This window comes from Burkholderia sp. BCC1208 (genome assembly GCF_902833095.1).
Lineage (GTDB): Bacteria > Pseudomonadota > Gammaproteobacteria > Burkholderiales > Burkholderiaceae > Burkholderia.
Genome location: NZ_CADFDY010000001.1, coordinates 993,173 through 1,013,433, shown reverse-complemented (window position 1 = coordinate 1,013,433; position 20,261 = coordinate 993,173). Strand labels below are relative to the sequence as shown.

At 66.9% G+C, this 20,261-nt stretch carries 19 protein-coding genes and 2 tRNA genes; 11 read left to right on the top strand and 10 right to left on the bottom strand.

Annotation, left to right across the window (positions count from 1 at the left end; genetic code table 11):
- Positions 1 to 120 precede the first annotated feature (120 nt).
- Positions 121 to 1,083, bottom strand: a complete 963-nt coding sequence (trxB, locus tag HWX09_RS04635) for a thioredoxin-disulfide reductase (protein WP_027783799.1) — start codon at positions 1,081 to 1,083, stop codon at positions 121 to 123.
- Between the two features lie 384 nt (positions 1,084 to 1,467).
- Between trxB and HWX09_RS04630 the strand changes: the two genes are divergently transcribed.
- The 3 genes from HWX09_RS04630 to HWX09_RS04620 all read left to right on the top strand — a co-directional run bounded on the left by HWX09_RS04630 (position 1,468) and on the right by HWX09_RS04620 (position 6,014).
- On the top strand, positions 1,468 to 3,777 hold the full coding sequence (locus HWX09_RS04630) for a DNA translocase FtsK (protein ID WP_027783800.1): 2,310 nt from the start codon (positions 1,468 to 1,470) through the stop codon (positions 3,775 to 3,777).
- A gap of 46 nt (positions 3,778 to 3,823) precedes the next feature.
- Positions 3,824 to 4,513, top strand: a complete 690-nt coding sequence (gene lolA / locus HWX09_RS04625; RefSeq protein ID WP_027783801.1) for an outer membrane lipoprotein chaperone LolA — start codon at positions 3,824 to 3,826, stop codon at positions 4,511 to 4,513.
- 190 nt (positions 4,514 to 4,703) lie between these two features.
- Positions 4,704 to 6,014 (top strand): replication-associated recombination protein A, encoded by a 1,311-nt coding sequence (locus HWX09_RS04620; RefSeq protein ID WP_027783802.1) that lies wholly within the window; start codon positions 4,704 to 4,706, stop codon positions 6,012 to 6,014.
- Positions 6,015 to 6,033: 19 nt separating this feature from the next.
- On the opposite strand, the gene HWX09_RS04615 is transcribed toward HWX09_RS04620, so the two are convergent.
- Positions 6,034 to 6,303: a DUF2164 domain-containing protein gene (locus HWX09_RS04615; protein ID WP_027783803.1), complete on the bottom strand. Its 270-nt coding sequence runs from the start codon at positions 6,301 to 6,303 to the stop codon at positions 6,034 to 6,036.
- 247 nt (positions 6,304 to 6,550) lie between these two features.
- Here HWX09_RS04615 and serS point away from each other — a divergent pair, with 247 nt between their 5' ends.
- Together serS and HWX09_RS04605 are read left to right on the top strand one after the other, a co-directional pair.
- A complete protein-coding gene (gene serS / locus HWX09_RS04610) occupies positions 6,551 to 7,852 on the top strand; it encodes a serine--tRNA ligase (protein ID WP_027783804.1) in 1,302 nt (433 codons plus the stop codon).
- A gap of 117 nt (positions 7,853 to 7,969) precedes the next feature.
- A tRNA-Ser gene (locus tag HWX09_RS04605) sits at positions 7,970 to 8,060 on the top strand.
- 423 nt (positions 8,061 to 8,483) lie between these two features.
- Here HWX09_RS04605 and HWX09_RS04600 read toward each other — a convergent pair.
- Positions 8,484 to 9,644, bottom strand: a complete 1,161-nt coding sequence (locus tag HWX09_RS04600) for an alkane 1-monooxygenase (RefSeq protein ID WP_027783805.1) — start codon at positions 9,642 to 9,644, stop codon at positions 8,484 to 8,486.
- Positions 9,645 to 10,200: 556 nt separating this feature from the next.
- Between HWX09_RS04600 and HWX09_RS04595 the strand changes: the two genes are divergently transcribed.
- The 5 genes from HWX09_RS04595 to HWX09_RS04575 all read left to right on the top strand — a co-directional run bounded on the left by HWX09_RS04595 (position 10,201) and on the right by HWX09_RS04575 (position 13,484).
- Entirely contained in the window at positions 10,201 to 10,824 is a 624-nt protein-coding gene (locus HWX09_RS04595; RefSeq protein ID WP_227789552.1) for a GNAT family N-acetyltransferase, read from the top strand.
- Between the two features lie 170 nt (positions 10,825 to 10,994).
- Complete coding sequence (gene minC, locus HWX09_RS04590) at positions 10,995 to 11,780, top strand: septum site-determining protein MinC (RefSeq protein ID WP_027783807.1); 786 nt, start codon at positions 10,995 to 10,997, stop codon at positions 11,778 to 11,780.
- Positions 11,781 to 11,839: 59 nt separating this feature from the next.
- Entirely contained in the window at positions 11,840 to 12,655 is an 816-nt protein-coding gene (minD, locus tag HWX09_RS04585) for a septum site-determining protein MinD (protein WP_027783808.1), read from the top strand.
- A 12-nt stretch (positions 12,656 to 12,667) separates the two neighbouring features.
- Positions 12,668 to 12,922 (top strand): cell division topological specificity factor MinE, encoded by a 255-nt coding sequence (gene minE, locus HWX09_RS04580; protein WP_006476634.1) that lies wholly within the window; start codon positions 12,668 to 12,670, stop codon positions 12,920 to 12,922.
- Between the two features lie 160 nt (positions 12,923 to 13,082).
- A complete protein-coding gene (locus HWX09_RS04575) occupies positions 13,083 to 13,484 on the top strand; it encodes a YXWGXW repeat-containing protein (protein WP_027783809.1) in 402 nt (133 codons plus the stop codon).
- Between the two features lie 116 nt (positions 13,485 to 13,600).
- On the opposite strand, the gene HWX09_RS04570 is transcribed toward HWX09_RS04575, so the two are convergent.
- On the bottom strand, positions 13,601 to 15,154 hold the full coding sequence (locus tag HWX09_RS04570) for a chloride channel protein (RefSeq protein ID WP_027783811.1): 1,554 nt from the start codon (positions 15,152 to 15,154) through the stop codon (positions 13,601 to 13,603).
- Between the two features lie 193 nt (positions 15,155 to 15,347).
- On the opposite strand from HWX09_RS04570, the gene waaC reads away from it, so the two are divergent.
- Positions 15,348 to 16,346, top strand: coding sequence for a lipopolysaccharide heptosyltransferase I (gene waaC / locus HWX09_RS04565; protein ID WP_027783812.1), 999 nt, complete (start codon positions 15,348 to 15,350; stop codon positions 16,344 to 16,346).
- 19 nt (positions 16,347 to 16,365) lie between these two features.
- On the opposite strand, the gene HWX09_RS04560 is transcribed toward waaC, so the two are convergent.
- From HWX09_RS04560 to HWX09_RS04535, 6 genes are all read right to left on the bottom strand, one after another.
- On the bottom strand, positions 16,366 to 16,545 hold the full coding sequence (locus HWX09_RS04560; protein ID WP_027783813.1) for a hypothetical protein: 180 nt from the start codon (positions 16,543 to 16,545) through the stop codon (positions 16,366 to 16,368).
- A gap of 104 nt (positions 16,546 to 16,649) precedes the next feature.
- Complete coding sequence (locus tag HWX09_RS04555; RefSeq protein WP_027783814.1) at positions 16,650 to 17,960, bottom strand: MFS transporter; 1,311 nt, start codon at positions 17,958 to 17,960, stop codon at positions 16,650 to 16,652.
- Positions 17,961 to 18,265: 305 nt separating this feature from the next.
- Positions 18,266 to 18,757, bottom strand: coding sequence for an energy transducer TonB (locus HWX09_RS04550; RefSeq protein WP_027783815.1), 492 nt, complete (start codon positions 18,755 to 18,757; stop codon positions 18,266 to 18,268).
- 312 nt (positions 18,758 to 19,069) lie between these two features.
- Complete coding sequence (locus HWX09_RS04545) at positions 19,070 to 19,363, bottom strand: hypothetical protein (RefSeq protein ID WP_027783816.1); 294 nt, start codon at positions 19,361 to 19,363, stop codon at positions 19,070 to 19,072.
- Between the two features lie 232 nt (positions 19,364 to 19,595).
- A complete protein-coding gene (locus HWX09_RS04540) occupies positions 19,596 to 19,991 on the bottom strand; it encodes a hypothetical protein (protein WP_027783817.1) in 396 nt (131 codons plus the stop codon).
- A gap of 141 nt (positions 19,992 to 20,132) precedes the next feature.
- Positions 20,133 to 20,220 (bottom strand) — tRNA-Ser (locus tag HWX09_RS04535).
- Positions 20,221 to 20,261 lie beyond the last annotated feature (41 nt).

Below are 20,261 nucleotides of genomic sequence, written 5' to 3'. Positions count from 1 at the left end.
AGGCGCGTTCGGGCGCGCGGGCACAAAAAAAGCCGCTGCGCGGCGGCAGCGGCTTTCCGGTCGAGCCCGCTTCGCGGCAGCGGACGCCATTGTAGCGCCCGCCGCGGCAAGGCTTCCGGCTTACTTCTTGTCGTGCAGGCTTTCGAGGTAGCGCTGCGCGTCGAGCGCGGCCATGCAGCCCGTGCCCGCGCTGGTGATCGCCTGGCGGTACACGTTGTCCTGCACGTCGCCCGCGGCGAACACGCCCGGCACGCTCGTCGACGTCGCGTTGCCTTGCAGGCCGCTCTTCGTCAGGATGTAGCCGTCCTTCATCTCCAGCTGGCCCTGGAACAGGTCGGTGTTCGGCTTGTGGCCGATCGCGACGAACACGCCCTGCACGTGCAGGTCTTCCGTCGCGCCGGTCTTCACGTTCTTGATGCGCAGGCCCGTGACGCCCGACGCTTCGCCGGTCACCTCGTCGAGCACGTGATCCCACTTGATGTCGACGACGCCTTCCTTTTCCTTCTCCAGCAGGCGGTCGATCAGGATCGGCTCCGCGCGGAACTTGTCGCGGCGATGGATCACCGTGACCTTCTTCGCGATGCCGGTCAGGTAGAGCGCTTCCTCGACGGCCGTGTTGCCGCCGCCGATCACCGCGACTTCCTGGCCGCGATAGAAGAAGCCGTCGCAGGTCGCGCAGGCCGACACGCCCTTGCCCATGAACGCTTCCTCGGACGGCAGGCCGAGATACTGGGCGGACGCGCCGGTCGCGATGATCAGCGAGTCGCACGTGTATTCGCCCGAGTCGCCGATCAGGCGGATCGGCTGCTCGTGCAGTTTCGCGGTGTGGATATGGTCGAAGACGATTTCGGTGTTGAAGCGCTCGGCATGCTCGAGAAAGCGCGCCATCAGCTCCGGACCCTGCACGCCGTTCGCGTCGGCCGGCCAGTTTTCGACGTCGGTCGTGGTCATCAGCTGGCCGCCCTGCGCGATGCCGGTGATCAGCACCGGGGACAGGTTGGCGCGTGCCGCGTAGACGGCGGCCGTGTAGCCGGCGGGGCCGGAACCGAGAATCAGGACTTTGGCGTGTTTGGGCGTGGACATGTGCGAATCCGTAAAAGGCGGCGCGGCGGGCGGGGTAGGGCTCGCCGTACGCTCCGGTTGACCGGGATGCCGTCATAGATGGGTATCAGACGCGCATTATAAAGGCCCCGTTGCTGCGTTGCCGAACGAGAGTTTCAATCGCGCCGATAGCGTTTCGCGGCGCGCCGTCGTACCGTGGCAGCGCGCCGGGCGGCGGTTTGCCGCGCGGCGGCGAGTTGTCGCAGGGGCGAACATTCGGCCGGCCTGCGGCCGCGGGCGGCGCCGGTTCGGCGCCCCGTCCCCGTGATGTAACCGTCATTTACACTTGGCGGCGCGGTGCAGCGTTTACAATAAGCGCGATCGAACGACAGGCGGGCGCACGGCCCGTCCTCTTTATACGGATTCATGGCAAAAGCTCCTTATTCCGCCCAGGCACAGGCGTTGCCGCACCGGATGTCGAAGCTCCTCACGGAGATCCGCTGGATTCTCCAGGTCGCGCTCTGCGCCTTTCTGGTGATGGCCCTGCTGAGCTACAGCCGGCGCGATCCAAGCTGGACGCACGCCGCCCAGGTCGATCACATCTCGAACTGGGCCGGCCGCGTCGGCGCGTGGACGGCCGACATCATCCTGCTGCTGTTCGGCCTGTCGGCCTACTGGCTGATCGTGCCGCTCGGGCGGCGCATCGCCGTCAACTACCGCCGCATCACGCGCCACGACGCGATGCCCGACGAACCGGAGCGGCCGATCGGCTGGCTCACCGAAATCCTTGCGTTCGTGCTGGTCGTGCTCGCATGCGACGGCATCGAGGCGCTGCGCATGTGGTCGCTGAAGGTGCAGTTGCCGCGTGCGCCGGGCGGCGTCGTCGGCGAGGCCGTCGCGGGCGCGATGTCGCACGCGTTCGGCTTCACGGGCGGCACGCTGTTGCTGCTGATCGCGCTCGCGATCGGCCTGTCGCTCTATTTCCGCTTCTCGTGGCTGTCGGTCGCCGAGCGTGTCGGCGGCGCGATCCTGTCCGCGGTCAACGTCGCGAAGCTGCGCCGCGAGGCCGAGCGCGACCGCAAGCTCGGCGAGGCCGCGGCGGTGCGCCGCGAAGGCAAGGTCGAAGAGGAGCGCGTGCGCATCGAGGATCACGAGCCGGTGACGATCGTGCCGCCGGTCGTCACGCCCGCGAAGTCCGAGCGCGTCGAGCGCGAGCGCCAGGTGCCGCTGTTTACCGACCTGCCGGGCGATTCGACGCTGCCGCCGGTGTCGCTGCTCGATCCCGCGCCGAAGACGCAGGAGGCGATTTCCGCCGATACGCTCGAATTCACGTCGCGCCTGATCGAGAAGAAGCTGAAGGACTTCGGCGTCGAGGCGAGCGTCGTCGCCGCGTATCCGGGCCCGGTCGTCACGCGCTACGAGATCGAACCGGCCACCGGCGTGAAGGGCAGCCAGATCGTCAACCTCGCGAAGGATCTCGCGCGTTCGCTGTCGCTCGTGTCGATCCGCGTGGTCGAGACGATCCCCGGCAAGAACTACATGGCGCTCGAGCTGCCGAACCAGCGCCGCCAGACGGTGCACCTGTCGGAGATCATCGGCTCCGAGGTGTATGCGGCCGCCTCGTCGGCGCTGACGCTGAGCCTCGGCAAGGACATCGGCGGCAAGCCGGTGTGCGCGGATCTCGCGAAGATGCCGCACCTGCTGGTGGCCGGTACGACCGGTTCGGGCAAGTCGGTCGGGATCAACGCGATGATCCTGTCGCTGCTGTACAAGGCCACCGCCGAGCAGGTGCGCCTGATCCTGATCGATCCGAAGATGCTCGAAATGAGCGTCTACGAAGGCATTCCGCACCTGCTGTGCCCGGTCGTCACCGACATGCGCCAGGCCGGCCACGCGCTGAACTGGACGGTCGCGGAAATGGAGCGCCGCTACAAGCTGATGAGCAAGCTCGGCGTGCGCAACCTCGCGGGCTACAACAACAAGATCGACGATGCGGCGAAGCGCGAGGAGAAGATCCCGAACCCGTTCAGCCTGACGCCGGAAGATCCGGAGCCGCTCGGCCGCCTGCCGAACATCGTCGTCGTGATCGACGAGCTGGCCGACCTGATGATGGTCGTCGGCAAGAAGGTCGAGGAGTTGATCGCGCGGATCGCACAGAAGGCGCGTGCGGCCGGCATCCATCTGATCCTCGCGACGCAGCGTCCGTCGGTCGACGTGATCACCGGCCTGATCAAGGCGAACGTGCCGACGCGCATTGCCTTCCAGGTGTCGTCGAAGATCGACTCGCGCACGATTCTTGACCAGATGGGCGCCGAATCGCTGCTGGGGATGGGCGACATGCTGTACCTGCCGCCCGGCTCGGGCTTGCCGGTGCGCGTGCATGGCGCGTTCGTCTCCGACGACGAAGTGCATCGCGTCGTCGAGAAGCTCAAGGAACACGGCGAGCCGAACTACGTCGAGGGCCTGCTCGAAGGCGGCACCGCCGACGGCGACGAGGGCTCGGCCGGCGCGGGAACCGGCGAAGGCGGCGGCGAGTCTGATCCGCTGTACGACCAGGCGGTCGAGATCGTCATCAAGAACCGCCGCGCGTCGATCTCGCTTGTGCAGCGCCATCTGCGGATCGGCTACAACCGCGCGGCGCGGCTGCTCGAGCAGATGGAGCAGTCGGGGCTCGTGTCGGCGATGTCGTCGAGCGGCAACCGCGAAATTCTTGTGCCGGCGCGCGACGCGGAATGAGTCCGCGGCGCCCGCAGCGCCGGCCACCCAGGGAGAAAACCGCTATATGCAGCAACATTCGTTCGCAATGTCCCTTCGTTCGACGCGGCGCTGGCTCGGCGCGGCGCTCGCCGGCGCATCGCTGATGCTCGCGGCGACGCACGCGTTCGCGGGCGGCACCGAGCAACTGAAGGCCTTCGTGTCGCAGGTGCGTTCGGCGAAGGGCGATTTCACGCAGCAGATCGTCAAGGCGCCGGCCAAGGGCGCGAGCGCCGCGCAGGCCGCGCCGAAGCCCACCGACAATTCGAGCGGCACGTTCGTGTTCGCGCGGCCGGGCAAGTTCATCTGGACGTACCAGAAGCCGTATCAGCAGGTCCTGCAGGCCGACGGCGACAAGCTCTACGTGTACGACCGCGACCTGAACCAGGTCACCGAGCGCAAGCTGAACGGTGCGCTGGGCGCGAGCCCCGCCGCGATCCTGTTCGGCAGCAACGACCTCGACAAGAGCTACACGTTGCGCGATGCCGGCGAGAAGGGCGGCATCGAGTGGCTCGAGATGTTGCCGAAGGCGCAGGACACGCAGTTCCAGCGGATCGGCATCGGCTTCCGGAACGGCACGCTCGCCGCGATGGAGCTGCACGACGTGTTCGGCAACGTCACGCTGCTGACCTTCACGAACATCCAGACGAATCCGTCGCTGAAGGGCGATACGTTCAAGTTCGTCGTGCCGAAGGGCGCGGACGTGATCAACGGCTGACGGGCGCCGCGCACTGCTTTTCCCTAACGGGCCTGCCGGCGACGGCAGGCCCGTGTCGTTTCTGCGCGCGGGCATCAGGCGCCAGGCACCGGGCGCGGACACCAGGCCCGGCGGCGCCGTCGTGCGGCTGTCATAATGTCGGGTCCGGCGGCCGGTTCGGCCGCCATCGTTTGATGTGGAGCGAGGGTTCATGTCCGACCTGTTTCAAGTCGAGCCGCGCCGTCCGCTCGCCGAGGCGCTGCGGCCGAAAACGCTCGCCGAGGTGATCGGCCAGACGCATTTGCTGGGCGAAGGCAAGCCGCTGCGGCTCGCGTTCGAATCGGGCAAGCCGCATTCGATGATCCTGTGGGGGCCGCCCGGCGTCGGCAAGACGACGCTCGCGCGGCTCACCGCGCTCGCGTTCGACTGCGAGTTCATCGCGCTGTCCGCGGTGCTCAGCGGCGTGAAGGACATCCGCGAGTCGATGGAGCAGGCGAGGGACACGCTGAATCGCACCGGGCGCCACACGATCCTGTTCGTCGACGAGATCCACCGCTTCAACAAGGGGCAGCAGGATGCGCTGCTGCCGTTCGTCGAGTCGGGCCTCGTGACCTTCATCGGCGCGACGACCGAAAACCCGAGTTTCGAGGTCAATTCGGCGTTGCTCTCGCGTGCGCAGGTGTACGTGCTGAAGTCGCTGAGCGACGACGAGATGCGCCAGTTGCTGAAGCGCGCGCAGGACATCGCGCTCGGCGGCCTCGCGTTCGACGACAAGGCGATCGATACGCTGATCGGCTACGCGGACGGCGACGCGCGCCGCTTCCTGAACCTGCTCGAACAGGCGCAGACGGCGGCGACGTCGGCCGGCGTCGCGACGATCGATGCCGATTTCGTCGGCAGCGCGATGACGCTGAACGCGCGGCGCTTCGACAAGGGCGGCGACAACTTCTACGATCAGATTTCGGCGCTGCACAAGTCGGTGCGCGGCTCGAGCCCGGACGGCGCGCTGTACTGGTTCTGCCGGATGATCGACGGCGGCGCGGATCCGAAGTATCTCGCGCGGCGCATCGTGCGGATGGCGTGGGAAGACATCGGCCTGGCCGATCCGCGCGCGTTGCAGGTGGCGAACGACGCTGCCGAAACCTACGAACGGCTCGGCTCGCCGGAAGGCGAGCTCGCGCTCGGGCAGGCCGTGATCTATCTCGCGTGCGCGGCGAAGAGCAACGCCGGCTACAACGCGTTCAACCAGGCGATGGCGTTCGTGAAGCAGGACAAGTCGCGCGAGGTGCCCGTGCACCTGCGCAACGCGCCGACCAAGCTGATGAAGGAGCTCGGCTACGGTCACGCGTATCGATACGCGCACGACGAGCCGAACGCGTACGCGGCCGGCGAGACGTACCTGCCGGACGGGATGCGCGAGCCGCGCTGGTACCAGCCGGTGCCGCGCGGGCTCGAATCGAAGATCGCCGACAAGCTTGCATGGCTGCGCGAGCTCGATCGCGAGGCCGGCAAGAAGGACTGACGGCGCTGCCGCGGATGCGTCAGCGCTTGCGGCCCGGCTGTTGTTTCTTCCAGTATTCGAACGGCTCTTCGTGGCATTCGATGTCGAGTTCGGCGACCCGCGCATGCAGGCGTTCCTGCGCGTCGGCGATCGCGAGGTTGTAGACCGCCGGCGCGATTTCCTGGATGAAGAAATGCAGCAGCGCGCCGGCCTGGATGTTGCCGATCGGCTCGTCCATGTTTTCTGTGAAATAACGTTGCAGCGACGCGATCGCGCGATCGCGTAGCTCCTTGTCGAGTTCGATGCTCATCGGATTCCCCGGGGGCTGTGACGCGGAGCCGACGCTCCGCTCGATTCGTTGCCGCCAGACGGCGCGGGCGTGTTGCGATCCGTCATGGCGAGGCGCGCGGCAATTCGCCGGGCGCCGATGCCGCGGACTGCCAATACGATACCGCCATGGCCGCCCATTTGCGGCATCGTCCGTCCGGACGACGCCGTGGCCGCCGCCGGGTGCGTTAGAATTCCCGTCTTACACAACGATTTTTCCAAGTCCTCCCATGCTCGACATCCAGTTGCTGCGCAAAGACCTCGACGGCGTCGCCAAGCGCCTCGCCGATCGCGGCTACACCCTCGACGTTGCCGCGTTCTCCGCGCTCGAAGCGGAACGCCGCGCGATCCAGACCCACACCGAAGAGCTCCAGGCGCGCCGCAACAGCCTGTCGAAGCAGATCGGCGCGATGAAGGGGAAGGGCGAGGACACGTCGGCCGTGATGGCCGAGGTCGGCGGGATCGGCGACGAGATGAAGGCGGGAGAAGCCAAGCTCGGCGAGATCCAGGCGCGCCTGTCCGACCTGATGCTGGGCATGCCGAACGTCGCGCACGAAAGCGTGCCGGTCGGCAAGGACGAAGCCGACAACGTCGAGGCGCGTCGCTGGGGCACGCCGCGCCAGTTCGATTTCGAGGTGAAGGATCACGTCGACGTCGGCACGCCGCTCGGCCTCGATTTCGAGACGGGCGCGAAGCTCGCCGGTGCACGCTTCACGATGCTGCGCGGCCCGATCGCGCGCCTGCACCGCGCGCTCGCGCAGTTCATGATCGACACGCACACGCAGCAGCACGGCTATACCGAAACGTACACCCCGTACATCGTCAATCCCGAGATCCTGTACGGCACGGGCCAGTTGCCGAAGTTCGCGGACGACATGTTCCGCGTCGAGAAGGGCGGTGCGGAAAACACGGTCACGCAATACCTGATCTCCACGTCCGAGATTTCGCTGACGAACACCGTGCGCGAGTCGATCGTCGACGCGTCCGCGCTGCCGATCAAGCTCACCGCGCATTCCCCGTGCTTCCGCTCGGAAGCCGGTTCGTACGGCCGCGACACGCGCGGGATGATCCGTCAGCACCAGTTCGACAAGGTCGAGATGGTGCAGGTCGTCGCGCCGGAAACGTCGTACGCGGCGCTCGACGAAATGGTCGGCCACGCGGAAGCGATCCTGCAGAAGCTCGGCCTGCCGTACCGCGTGGTCACGCTGTGCACGGGCGACATGGGCTTCTCGGCCGCGAAGACGTTCGACCTCGAGGTGTGGTTGCCCGCGCAGAACACCTATCGCGAAATCTCGAGCTGCTCGAACACCGAGGCATTCCAGGCGCGCCGGATGCAGGCGCGGTTCCGCAACGCGCAAGGCAAGCCGGAGCTCGTGCATACGTTGAACGGTTCGGGCCTGGCGGTCGGCCGTACGCTCGTCGCGGTGCTGGAGAACTACCAGAACGCGGACGGCTCGGTCACGGTGCCGGACGTGCTGCGTCCGTACATGGGCGGCATGGAGCGGATCGACGCGCCTGCACAGGCGTCGTAACGCGGGCCTTCCGAAGCCCCGCAAAAAAATTTGCCGAGGGGGCTTGTCAGCCAAGAAAAGATCGTTTTATAATCTTTTCTTTCGCGGGAGTGACCAACCGCGAAATGCAGTAAGGAAGGAGAGGTGGCAGAGTGGTCGAATGTACCTGACTCGAAATCAGGCGTACGGTTTCCCCGTACCGTGGGTTCGAATCCCACCCTCTCCGCCAAAATACGAAGCCCCTTGATCCGGAAGGATCAAGGGGTTTTTCGTTTTGGGTCGCCGGTGCAATGCGTCGATTGTCGATGCTGCGGCGACAGGCCGGCTACCGGCGGATCGGATCGTGCCGAGACGATGGCGATCCACCGCGCGCACGATCGTGCCGCAGCTTCGATGCAGACTCGCTGCATCACGACCGCCACCGCCCGATGACGAACCGACTGTCGGAAGTCCTGACGGTTATTGCATGGCGGATTGCGGCCATCGCGGTCGTGGGCGTTCGCAACGCGCGTCGAGCGCGCCGCAGGCAAGGGCCACGTTCAATGAGGCGTGACGGCGTCGCTGCGACACCGGGTGCGTGCAAAACCGGATGCCGGCGCGCCGACCGTTTCAAGCGGCACACGCCGGCTTCCGCACAATCCTTACCGAACGATCACGCCGCCGTCGGATACTGCGCCAGCACCCTGTCGCGGATCGATGGCTTGATGTTCGATTGCGCCATGTCGCCGCGATAGTGCGCGACCACGCGCGGGTTCATCACGCGATACCAGAGCGGCGGCACGTACGCGAACAGGATCATCGTCGCGTAGCCGGCCGGCAATTGCGGCGCATCGTCGAAGTGGCGCAGCGCCTGGTACGAGCGCGTCGGATTCGCGTGATGGTCGGCGTGTCGCTGCAACTGGTACAGGAACAGGTTCGTGACGACGTGATTGCTGTTCCACGAATGCTGCGGCGTACAGCGTTCGTAGCGGCCGCTCGGCAGCTTGCGACGGCCGAGCCCATAGTGCTCGACGTAGTTCACGACTTCGAGCAGCGACGCGCCGTAAGCGGCCTGGATCACGAGGAACGGGATCACGACCTTGCCGGCCATCGCGATCGCGATGCCCCACACGACGGCGGTCATCGCCCACGCGTGCAGCACTTCGTTGCGCCAGGTCCACGGCGAATGCCCGAGCCGTTCGAGGCGGGCCTTTTCGAGCCGCCACGCCGAGCGGATGCCACCCGTCACCGTGCGCGGCAGGAATGCCCAGAACGACTCGCCGTAGCGCGCGCTCGCCGGATCCTCGGCCGTCGCGACGCGCACGTGATGGCCGCGATTGTGCTCGACGTAGAAGTGGCCGTACGCGACGGGCGCGAGCGTGACCTTCGCGAGCCAGCGTTCGAAGCGGTCGGTCTTGTGTCCGAGCTCGTGCGCGGTATTGATCGAGATGCCCGTCGCGGCGCCGAGCGACAGCGCGAAGCCGACGTAGTCGTACCACGCGAGCGCGTGCGTGCCGACGATCCGCACGCACGTGAAGAACGCGACGTATTCGACGAAAGTCGCGAGATAGACGATGTACCGGTAATAGCGCTCGCGTTCGAGATGCGGCACGGCGGCTTCGGGCGGATTGTCGCGATCGTCGCCGATCAGCGTGTCGAGGATCGGGATCACGCCGAACGCGAACAGCGGACCGAACCACCAGAACACGTGAAGGCCCGTCGACAGCGCGAGCTGCGCGGCGAGGATCGGCAGCGTAATCGTCAGCGCGCCGAGCAGCCACAGGTAACGCTTGCCATCCGACCAGCCCGAAGCCGATCCGTCGGTCGTTGCCATTGTCTCCCTCCAGTCGGCCGGCCCGCGGGCGGCCGCATGCAGATTGTTCGAATCGTCGTGGTCCGCCGCGTGCGCGGCGGCGCCGGATCGCTGCCCGGTTCTGCCTGTTATACGACTGGGTGCGCGCGCTTGCCAAACTCTGGCGCTAGGCGCGTCGCTCCAAACGACGGGGTGCGCGCAACGTGCGTCGGGAAGGGGCCGGCACGCGCCGATTGAAACATGCCGCCGACGGCGGATCGGCCCGCGGCGGCGACGCGTTTGTCAGACGAATGGCTCGCCGTGCCGCGTGCACAGGCCGGTATGACGGGGCTGCAACATATGTTGCGTCGCAATAACCGGGCTGGCGAAGAAGGGGCACCGCGCGCTTTCCGCCTGCTTATATTACGTAGCATTACGGTCGCGGCAACGCAATGCAATGCGAGTCAAAACCGGCCGGCCGCGCATCGCAAGGAGAACGACGCGAATTGCCGGAGCATGAGATCGCGCTTACCGTCCGCCCGCCTGCGTCGATGCATCGATGCTGCATCTGCACATCGAGCGGCGCGTATCGTCGCTGATGACATCTGCCGCCTTTCGATCCGCGCCGCCATTTGAAAATTACGATTTGACTCATGCCCCGCTTTCGGTTGAAGCTACTAGCTTGCTGTCCGAAGGGGGCTGTGCCTGCATGAGTTCGACCTTGACCGTTCGTCGTATCGCTGCCGATCAGGGCGGTGTGTATCGCGAACTCCGCGCCGCATCGCTGCGTGAGCCCTACGCACCCGGCGAAGCGCCGGAGGCCGAATTGCTGACCGTCGAAACGGACGCGGCGTCGGCGATTGCCGCGCAGCGCGCTGTCTCTGATGAGTCGACGACTTTCCTGCTGTACACCGAAGGCCACCCGGCCGGCATGATCGGCGCGTATTTCGACAACACGCCCGATCGGCGCGCGTTCGTCAGCGAATTGTGGGTGGCGCATGCGGTGCGTCACCTGCGCGGCGGCGTGCTGCTGCTGGAGACGGCCACCGCATGGCTCGCCGAGCGCGGCGCCACCGACGTCTACGCATGGATCGCCGATGCGAACCGCAACGCGATCCGCTTTTACGAGCGTGCCGGTTTCGGCAACACCGGCGAACACGCGCCGATCGCGCGCATACCGGGCGCGATGAAATCGCTGTTCGTGTCGCAGGTGAAGCACTGACGCGACCTCAAAATACCCAGCCGCGCGGCGCGATGACGGCCCGTTCGCCCGCTGGCCTGCCCGTTGGCCGGTGGCGCGTCCGCCCGTGCCGCCGCAACCCCGCGTCCCAAAAATAATGGCCGCGTGCGTGGACGCCTGTAAAATACGCAAAAAATTTTTGCAGAGTGTCCATGTCGCTTAAAAAATCGCCATTCTTCGAGCTGCGCAGCGGATCGGTCGATACGTTGCTGTTCACCGTGAAGACGACCGATCTCGATGCGTTGCGTGCCGAACTGGTCAAGCGCTTCGAAGCGACTCCCGAGTTTTTCGCCGACGATGTCGTCGCGATCGACGTCCGCCGCCTGGCTGACGGCGAACGCGTCGCGCTCGCGGACATCCGGCAGATGCTGAACGACGTGCGGATGCGCCCGGTGGGCGTCGTCGCACTGGCAACGCAGGGCTGGGCGGGGGAAGCCGGTCTGCCGTTGCTGGAGGCGCGCGATCGCCGCGCGCCGGCGGCGAAACCTGCCGACGAAGCGGAACCGGCGGCCGTGCCAGCCGCCGCGACCGCCGCCGCTCCCGCAGCCGCGGCGGCGCCCGAACAGCCGTCGGAGCCCGCGCCGACGCTCTTGCAGGCCGGCGGCCAGACGCTGGTGATCGACCGGCCGTTGCGTTCGGGGCAGCAGATTTACGCGAAAGGAGACCTCGTGGTGCTCGCGCCGGTCAGTCACGGCGCGGAAATCATCGCGGAAGGCAATATCCACATCTACGCGCCGTTGCGCGGCCGCGCGCTAGCGGGCGTGCACGGCAATCACGACGCGCGCATTTTCTGCACGTGTCTCGAACCGGAACTGATTTCGATCGCGGGTATCTATCGAACGACCGAGAACCCGCTGTCCGCCGACGTACTGGGCAAATCGGTGCAGATCCGGCTCGAAGAGGAAAAACTGATGATCGAACCGCTGCGCCTGACGTGATTCACGCGGTGCGCTCCGGATCGATCGGCTCTCATTGACGAACACAGGGTATTGGGTAAATGGCAAAAATCATCGTGGTGACCTCGGGCAAGGGCGGCGTTGGCAAGACGACGACGAGCGCGAGCTTCGCGTCGGGCCTCGCGCTGCGCGGCCACAAGACGGCCGTGATCGACTTCGACGTCGGCCTGCGCAACCTCGATCTCATCATGGGCTGCGAGCGTCGCGTCGTGTATGACCTCGTGAACGTGATCCAGGGCGAAGCGAACCTGAACCAGGCGCTGATCAAGGACAAGAAGTGCGAGAACCTGTTCATCCTGCCGGCGTCGCAGACGCGCGACAAGGATGCGCTGACGCGCGACGGCGTCGAGAAGGTGCTGAACGACCTCGTCGCGATGGACTTCGAATACATCGTCTGCGATTCGCCGGCCGGTATCGAGGCCGGCGCGCTGCATGCGATGTACTTCGCGGATGAAGCGCTGATCGTCACGAACCCGGAAGTGTCGTCGGTACGCGACTCGGACCGCATTCTCGGCATCCTGTCGTCGAAGACGAAGCGCGGGACCGAAGGCAAGGAGCCGATCAAGGAACACCTGCTGATCACGCGTTACAGCCCGAAGCGCGTGAGCGAAGGCGAGATGCTGTCGCTGGAAGACATCAGCGAGATCCTGCGCATCAAGCTGATCGGCGTGGTGCCCGAGTCGGAAGCCGTGCTGCACGCGTCGAACCAGGGTTTGCCGGCCGTGCACATCGACGGCACCGACGTCGCGGAAGCGTACAAGGACGTCGTCTCGCGCTTTCTCGGGGAGGACAAGCCGCTGCGCTTCACCGATTACCAGAAGCCGGGCCTGCTGCAGCGCCTCTTCGGCAGCAAGTAACGGAGGCCGCCCATGTCCATCCTTTCGTTTCTCCTCGGCGAGAAGAAGAAGTCCGCATCGGTCGCGAAGGAGCGCCTGCAGCTCATCATCGCGCACGAGCGGGTCGGCGGCCGGCCGCCGGCCGATTACCTGCCGGCGCTGCAGAAAGAGCTCGTCGCGGTCATCTCGAAGTACGTCCATATTTCGGACGATGACATCCGCGTGAGCCTGGAGCGCCAGGACGACCTCGAAGTCCTCGAAGTGAAGATCGAGATTCCGCAAGCCTGACGCTTGCGCGTATCCCTCCGCACGGCGGCGCCCGCCGCCGTGCGCGTCTTACGCCCTGTTGCACTTTCGGGCACGCCGTAACACGGCGCCTGTCGGCCGTAATCGACTCTCCCGCATTGAACGAATACGCTCGCGTGACTTGTTCAACCTGGAGGTTGTGATGGCCGTCTCTACCGCTTCACGTCGTATCGTTTCGCTCGCGCTGTTTGCCGCGGGCCTGTCAGCCGTCGTCGCACCGTTCGCCGCGCATGCGGACGAGATCCTCGTCGGTACGCCCGTGCTCGCGCCGCAGGGGCGTATGGTCATCGCGGAGCCGGTCGCCGTGCGCACCGAGGAAATCGTCGTCGTCGCGCCGAATGCGCCGCCGCCCGTACGCTACGAGATCGTACCGGCCACGCGCGTGGGCTACGTGTGGGAGCGCGGGCACTGGCACTGGGATCATGGCCGCTACGTGTGGATCGGCGGCCACTGGGAAACCGAGCGCGTGGGCATGCAATGGGTGCCCGGGCATTGGGACCAGCGCGGCCCGAACTGGTTCTGGACGCGTGGCCACTGGGCTTGACGGAGGCGCGCGATGAAAAGAACCGCAATCGCCATCGTGCTCGTCGCGATCACGCTGGCCGGGTGCATCGTCGTGCCGGCGCGGCCGGTCTACTACCGGCCGGCGCCCGTCGTGATCTACTGAGCGTCGCGCGGGCCGTGCCGTTGCGCCGAATCGTTCGCGTCGGTCGCAGCCGGCCCGGCATCGTGCGGCGCCGGCGCATGCACGGGGCTGTCGGCCGCGGCGGCGGCCGGCTCCTCGCCGCCTTCATCGCGCAGCGTGTCGAGCGGATCGGCGGGGGCCGCGTTTGCATCCTGGGGTTCCGTCACGTCGGTCACGTTGCTCGCGGCGGCCGCTGCAGTTGCCGCCGCCGGCGCGACGGCCGCGACGGGCGGCGCGAGATAGCGCTGCGCGAGCGTTTCGTAGAGCGGCGGCGCGAAAAAGCGCGATACGCGGCTCGATACCAGTGCGGTCGCCATCAGCGAAATCACCAGCGCATGACCGTTGATCATTTCCATCACGATCACGAACGACGTGATCGGCGACTGCGTGACGGCGGCAAGATAGCCGACCATCGCGAGCGCGATCAGCATCGGCAGGCTCATGTTGCTGAACACGGTATGCAGCAGGTTGCCGAAGCCGGCGCCGATCGACAGCGACGGCGCGAAGATCCCGCCCGGGATGCCCGGCAGGTAAGACGCGACCATCGAGATCATCTTCAGGAACGGATAGAACACCGACAGCTGCTGGCTGCCGTCGAGCAGGCCGCGCGCCTCCGCATAGCCGCTGCCGAACGTCGTGCCGCCGGATACGAGGCCCACGACGGCGATCATGAAGCCGCACAGCGCGGCGAACGTGATCGGCCGCTCGCGATACAGGCCCAGCAGTCGCGCGGGCAGCCAGCGGCCCGTATTGAGCAGCAGCCAGCAGAACAGGCCGCCCGCGATGCCCGTCACGATCGCGGTGACCAGCACCGCGACCGCCAGCAGCTTCGGGAAATGGAGGCCGGTGTCGATCGTGCCGAAATACGTGTAGTTGCCGTTCAGGCCGAGCGCGACGACGCCGGCGAGGATGATCGCGGTGATCAGTACGCCGCTGGCGCGCGCGGAGAAACTACGGGTCAGCTCCTCGATCGCGAACACGATCCCGGCGAGCGGCGTATTGAAGGCGGCGGACAGCCCGGCCGCCGCGCCGGCCAGCACCAGCTGGCGTTCGATCTGCGCGTTCGAGCGCGGGTAGAAGCGCCGCAGGTTGAACATCAGCGCCGCGCCGACCTGTACCGTCGGCCCCTCGCGGCCGATCGTGAAGCCGCCCAGGATGCCGAGGAACGAGATCAGCACCTTGCCGAACAGGATGCGCAGCGTCAGCAGCCGCGCGCCGAATGCGCTCGGGCGCGCATGCAGCGTCGCGATCACCTGCGGGATGCCGCTGCCCTCGGCGCCGCGAAAAAAGCGCCGCGTGATCCATGCCGACATCGCGGCGATCGCCGGCGTCAGCAACAGCGGCAGCCAGACGGCGTGATCGCGCATCGCGCGGAAGGTCTCGTAACCCCAGTCGATCAACCGGGCGTACAGTACGGCAGCGAGGCCGACGACGATCGCGCCGAGCCAGAAAACACCATATTGGCGCCAGATTCGCAGCGAGCGGCGGGTGAGGGCGGGAAACAGCGCGGGGAGGGCGGGGCGCGGCATTGGGGCGGGCCGGGAGGCAAAGAATGGATTATAAAAAGAACCGGATACCAGCGGGGACGACAAAAGCCCGCGTGAAGCGACAAAAATTCACAAAAGAGATGCAATTTGTTGCAAATGTAATGCGCGCGTAATGTCTGCACATAGCAACCGTCGTTAGCATGCCGAGATGGCCAGTCGAGAATTCCCGCAAATCGTGAAACGCATCCTTATCGTGAAAGTGACGTCGCTCGGCGACGTCGTCCAGACGCTGCCCGTCGTCGCCGACCTGCATCGCGCCTTCCCCGGCGTGACGGTCGACTGGGCCGTGGACGAATCGTGCGCGGAGGTCGTACGCTGGCATCCGGGCGTGAGCGCCGTCCTGTGCGCGCCGCTGCGCCGCTTCAAGAAACTGCGCAATGCCGGCGACCTGAAGGCGATCTCGGCATCGATCGGTGCGTTGCGTGCGCATCGGTACGACGCGGTCATCGATCTGCACGGTGTCTACAAGAGCGCGATCATTGCGTCGCTGGCGCGTGCCGCGCGCCGCGTCGGCTACCAGACGCAGGATCTCGGCGAAACGGGTGCGCGCTTCGCGTATTCGCACCGTTTCGGTCCGCGGCCCGACTGCGATGCATGGCACGGGATGCGCGTGAGTGCCGGCGAAGCGCTCGGCTACGTGCCCGAAGGGCCTGCCACGTACGGCGTGGTCGCGCCGCAGGATGCGAGCCTGCCGGCCGCCGTGACCGACGGCGAGCCGTTCGTGCTGCTGTTCCATGCGACGTCCAATCCCGACAAGAAGTGGCCGGCCGAGCATTGGGCCGCCCTTGCCACGGAGATGATGGCGCGCGGCGTGCGCGTGCTGCTGCCGTGGGGATCGGCGGCCGAGCACGACGATGCGCGGGATATCGCCGCCCGTGCGCCGGGCGCGATCGTGTTACCGGCGATGACGGTGCGCGAGCTCGGTGCGGCGCTCGGCCGGGCCGCGCTCGTGGTGGGCGTCGATACGGGGTTCGTGCACATGGCGCACGCGCTGCAGCGGCCGACCGTGATGATTTTCGTCGCGACGTCGCGCCACCATTGCGGCATCGGCGGCGCACCGACTGCGCTGTCGATCGGCGAGCCGGGCGCGATGCCGACCGTCGACGAGGCGCTGGACGCGATCGATGCGGTTTGCCCGGCCTACGGCGCGTTGCGCGCGCGGCTGTCGGCCTGACGCGGCGCGGCGGCCGCGTTCAGGCCAGCAACACCTCGACCGTGACGACGGCGGCAATGGCCGCCAGATTCGCCAGCAGCGCCTCGAACACGAGGCCGCGCCAGGTCTTCGGCCGGAACCGCAGCGCGAGCAGTAGCGCGCCTCCCAGCGCGAGCGCGAGGATCATGATGAGATCGGCATTGCCGAGGCGGATATTCATGGCGGCGGCTCCTGTCGGGGCGGGATCCCCGGGCGCGCAGCGACGCGCCCAGAATCGAGTATAGAGAGCGCTCGCCGCCGTACAACCCGGGTCGCCCCGGAGGGTCAGACGAGCGACGCGTCGCGCGTTTCGCGCATCAGCAGTACGCCGATCAGGCTGATCGCCGCCGCAATCGACACATAGCCGCCGACCCACGACAGCCCGCCGCGCGCAGCCAGCAGTTGCGCGATATACGGTGCGATCGACGCGCCGAGAATCCCGCCGAGGTTGTACGCGACGCCCGCGCCCGTATAGCGGACGTTGGTCGGGAACAATTCCGGCAGCAGCGCGCCCATCGGCGCGAACGTCACGCCCATCAGGAACAGCTCGATCGTCAGGAACAGCGCGACGAGCGGCATCGAGCCGCTGCCGAGCAGCGGTTCCATCGCGAACCCCGACAGCAGCGCCGCGATCGCGCCGGCGACCAGCACCGGCTTGCGCCCGAAGCGGTCCGACGCCCATGCGGACAGCGGCGTCGCGAGGCCCATGAAGACGACCGCGAAACACAGCAGGCCGAGGAAGCTCTGGCGCGGAATATGCAGCGCCGACACGCCGTACGACAGCGAGAACACCGTCGAGATGTAGAACAGCGTGTAGCACACGACCATCGCGAGCGCGCCGAGCAGCGTCGGCCGCCAGTGTTGCGTGACGAGCGTCGCGACCGGCACGCGCACGCGCTCGTTGCGGTCGAGGGCCGCCTGGAACGCGGGCGTTTCGGTGATCTTGAGCCGCACGTACAGGCCGAGCGCGACGAGCACCGCGCTGACGAGGAACGGAATGCGCCAGCCCCAGCTGCGGAACTGCTCGTCTGACAGCGACAGCGCGAGCGCGAAGAACAGGCCGTTCGACATCAGGAAGCCGACCGAGGGCCCCAGTTGCGGGAACATCCCGAACCAGCCGCGCTTGCCCTGCGGCGCATGCTCGGTCGCGAGCAGTGCCGCGCCGCCCCATTCGCCGCCCAGGCCGATCCCCTGGCCGAAGCGCAGCACGCACAGCAGCACCGGCGCGAGCGCGCCGATCGCGTCGTAGCCGGGCACGAAGCCGATCGCGGTGGTGGATACACCCATCACGAGCAGCGATGCGACGAGCGTCGACTTGCGGCCGATACGGTCGCCGAAGTGCCCGAACAGGAACGAGCCGATCGGGCGCGCGATGAATGCGATGCCGAACGTGACGAACGCGGACAGCGCCTGTGCGGTCGCGGAGCCATGCGGGAAGAACACGGGGCCGATCACGAGCGCGGCGGCCGTCGCGTACACGTAGAAATCGTAGAACTCGATCGCGGTGCCGATGAAGCTCGCGAACACGATGCGCCGGTGGCTGACGGCGCCGGCCGAACCGGTTGCGTGTGCAACGGCCGGGGGGGATGCGGACATGGATGTCTCCGTTTTGTCGTTGGGGCGGTCGGCTGAGCGTGCGCTCGGGCAGGCGACTGCCTGCCGGCGCTGCCGAGCAGAGGATGATGCGGGTGACGCGGTGGCGGCGTGGGCGCGCGCCGGGGCGCGGACGTCACCCGCCGGTCGACGATGGAGACGGGTACGTCGCCGCCGCCCGGTGCCGGCGTGGTCGGCTCGCTTGCCGGGTGGGGCGCGCGAACGCACGCGCGGCGGGATGGCCGCGCGAGTGCGGAAAATTATAGCCAGCGCAGCAGCCCACCGGCAATCGGGGCCGCGGCGGGGCGTCAATCGATCGATTGCGCCTGTGCGGAGGCGGTGCTCTGCAACTGGAAGTGGCCGTCGTCGTTGAAGAGCCAGCCTTCCATCAGTTCGAGCCGGCCGTTGCCGTCGAGCAGCCGCGACGGCGGCGCCGGCAGCGGAGCCGAGCGGCGCAGCGACGCGAGCGCGAGCGCTTCCGCTTCGCTGTCGCCGTTGCTGCGATAGACGGATGCGTTGATCACGCGGCCGCTGCCATCGACGGTGAAGGCCACGACGACGAGCGAACGCAGCATGGCCTGCGGTGTGCCGTGCAGCATGCCGGACGGATTGCGCTCGGCGACACGATGGGCGACCTCGACGCGATACTGGTCGAGGCTGCCGCTGCGTGTGACCGATGGAATCGTCAGGACCGAGCGTAGCGACGAAGGCGGTGTGATCGTGCACGCGGCAAGCAGGGCGACGGCGGCCAGCGTCGCAACACGCAGCCGGGCGACCCGCGGATGGAGAAGGGGGCGCATGAGGTGATGGCCAGGAGGGACGATAAAAAAATGATAGACGCACCGACGCGCGGCGATATGGGGAGAAACGCATAGCGAGCGGAACCGGTCGTTGCGATCGCTGATGACGACGGCCGGGCGCCGCGTCGGGCAACGTGCGTCGTGCGTGTGCGTCGCGATGTGACGCGACATGTGACAGCGTCCACGGGCACGTGCGTGTTGCGAGATTGAAAACCACCGCACGCCGCGATCGTCCGACGGAGCGGCGCGGTCAGCTGTGCGGCAACCTCGGCTCGCCGCCCGCGCGATCGCAAGCGATGCGGGCCGGCCGCGTCAGAAGCCGTGCGTCACGAGCGACAGTACCGACAGGTCGGGGTGCGTGCCGTCGATGATGCTCTTGCCGATGTGCACGGCTTCGTGGGCGGCCTCGTCGATGCTCGCGAAGCTTTCCTCGCCGTCCGCATGGAACGGCACCGCATGGCCGGGCAACGCGGGATTCACGCCCGGATGGCATACGTAGCCGGTGTAGGTATAGCGCGTGTCGCTGCCGGGCATCGCGGCCGGCACGACATGGATCTCGAAGCCTTCGTAATCGACGTGGTCCGTCGCGGTCGACAGGTCGGTCATGGCGATCTCCGTGTGCCGCACGCAAGGGTGGCGCGTGCGGCATCGAATACGCGGCGGCGTTCGTGTCGCCGTGTTGAACGAATTCTAGATGATCGAGCGGCCGGCCGGGAGGCTTCCGGCGCGGTGCGACGCAACGATGGGTTGCTGCCCGGGCCCGTGGCTCAGGTGCCGCGCGAGGTTGGGCACGACCGCGCGTGCCGTTTCGAAGGACGGGTTCGCGCGCTGCGCTGCGTCATTGTTTGCAGCGCGCGTCCTTGCGCTGCACGACGATGATCACCGGGTACTTCTGGCCGTGGTCGAGCTCCACGCGCGCCACGACGGTCAGCATTGCAGGATCGGAATCGTCGTACACGCTGACCTGTTCGTTCCGGAGGTAGGTCACGCCGGTGCAGTTCGACGTGCGTCCGTCGTCGCCCACCTTGCACTGGAGGTCGTTGTCCTTCAGGTAGTTGTAGGGCGACGGGCTCGCGAGGTATTCGCTCAGGCCGCGCGGTGAGCCGCCGACGCCGGTCACATAGGCGATCGCGCACGATGCTTGGGCGTCGCTCCCGGAGGCGGTGTCGGCCGCTGCATGCGTGCTGACGGCAACCAGCAGCGCGGCGAGCGACGAGACGATGAATGGCTTCATGACGTGGGGTTCCCGTTTCGCGAATCGGAGCGCGGGATTGTAACGGCATCCGGCGGGGCGCGTCGGAACGTGCGAAGTGCACGCGTGCGTACAAACAAAAACCCCGTCATTCCGGGAATGGACGGGGTTGGGCGAACTTCCTGGCGGAAGCGGTGAGATTCGAACTCACGGACAGTTTCCCGTCGCTGGTTTTCAAGACCAGTGCCTTAAACCGCTCGGCCACGCTTCCACACGAGGCGGCATTGTAACCGAAATGCCGCCTCGTTCATT

What these genes read in the sequence shown, in the direction of transcription:
- trxB (WP_027783799.1), bottom strand. Translation starts at nt 1,083, where the DNA reads ATGTCCACGCCCAAACACGCCAAAGTCCTGATTCTCGGTTCCGGCCCC.
- HWX09_RS04630 (WP_027783800.1), top strand. Translation starts at nt 1,468, where the DNA reads ATGGCAAAAGCTCCTTATTCCGCCCAGGCACAGGCGTTGCCGCACCGG.
- lolA (WP_027783801.1), top strand. Translation starts at nt 3,824, where the DNA reads ATGCAGCAACATTCGTTCGCAATGTCCCTTCGTTCGACGCGGCGCTGG.
- HWX09_RS04620 (WP_027783802.1), top strand. Translation starts at nt 4,704, where the DNA reads ATGTCCGACCTGTTTCAAGTCGAGCCGCGCCGTCCGCTCGCCGAGGCG.
- HWX09_RS04615 (WP_027783803.1), bottom strand. Translation starts at nt 6,303, where the DNA reads ATGAGCATCGAACTCGACAAGGAGCTACGCGATCGCGCGATCGCGTCG.
- serS (WP_027783804.1), top strand. Translation starts at nt 6,551, where the DNA reads ATGCTCGACATCCAGTTGCTGCGCAAAGACCTCGACGGCGTCGCCAAG.
- HWX09_RS04600 (WP_027783805.1), bottom strand. Translation starts at nt 9,644, where the DNA reads ATGGCAACGACCGACGGATCGGCTTCGGGCTGGTCGGATGGCAAGCGT.
- HWX09_RS04595 (WP_227789552.1), top strand. Translation starts at nt 10,201, where the DNA reads ATGACATCTGCCGCCTTTCGATCCGCGCCGCCATTTGAAAATTACGAT.
- minC (WP_027783807.1), top strand. Translation starts at nt 10,995, where the DNA reads ATGTCGCTTAAAAAATCGCCATTCTTCGAGCTGCGCAGCGGATCGGTC.
- minD (WP_027783808.1), top strand. Translation starts at nt 11,840, where the DNA reads ATGGCAAAAATCATCGTGGTGACCTCGGGCAAGGGCGGCGTTGGCAAG.
- minE (WP_006476634.1), top strand. Translation starts at nt 12,668, where the DNA reads ATGTCCATCCTTTCGTTTCTCCTCGGCGAGAAGAAGAAGTCCGCATCG.
- HWX09_RS04575 (WP_027783809.1), top strand. Translation starts at nt 13,083, where the DNA reads ATGGCCGTCTCTACCGCTTCACGTCGTATCGTTTCGCTCGCGCTGTTT.
- HWX09_RS04570 (WP_027783811.1), bottom strand. Translation starts at nt 15,154, where the DNA reads ATGCCGCGCCCCGCCCTCCCCGCGCTGTTTCCCGCCCTCACCCGCCGC.
- HWX09_RS04560 (WP_027783813.1), bottom strand. Translation starts at nt 16,545, where the DNA reads ATGAATATCCGCCTCGGCAATGCCGATCTCATCATGATCCTCGCGCTC.
- HWX09_RS04555 (WP_027783814.1), bottom strand. Translation starts at nt 17,960, where the DNA reads ATGTCCGCATCCCCCCCGGCCGTTGCACACGCAACCGGTTCGGCCGGC.
- HWX09_RS04550 (WP_027783815.1), bottom strand. Translation starts at nt 18,757, where the DNA reads ATGCGCCCCCTTCTCCATCCGCGGGTCGCCCGGCTGCGTGTTGCGACG.
- HWX09_RS04545 (WP_027783816.1), bottom strand. Translation starts at nt 19,363, where the DNA reads ATGACCGACCTGTCGACCGCGACGGACCACGTCGATTACGAAGGCTTC.
- HWX09_RS04540 (WP_027783817.1), bottom strand. Translation starts at nt 19,991, where the DNA reads ATGAAGCCATTCATCGTCTCGTCGCTCGCCGCGCTGCTGGTTGCCGTC.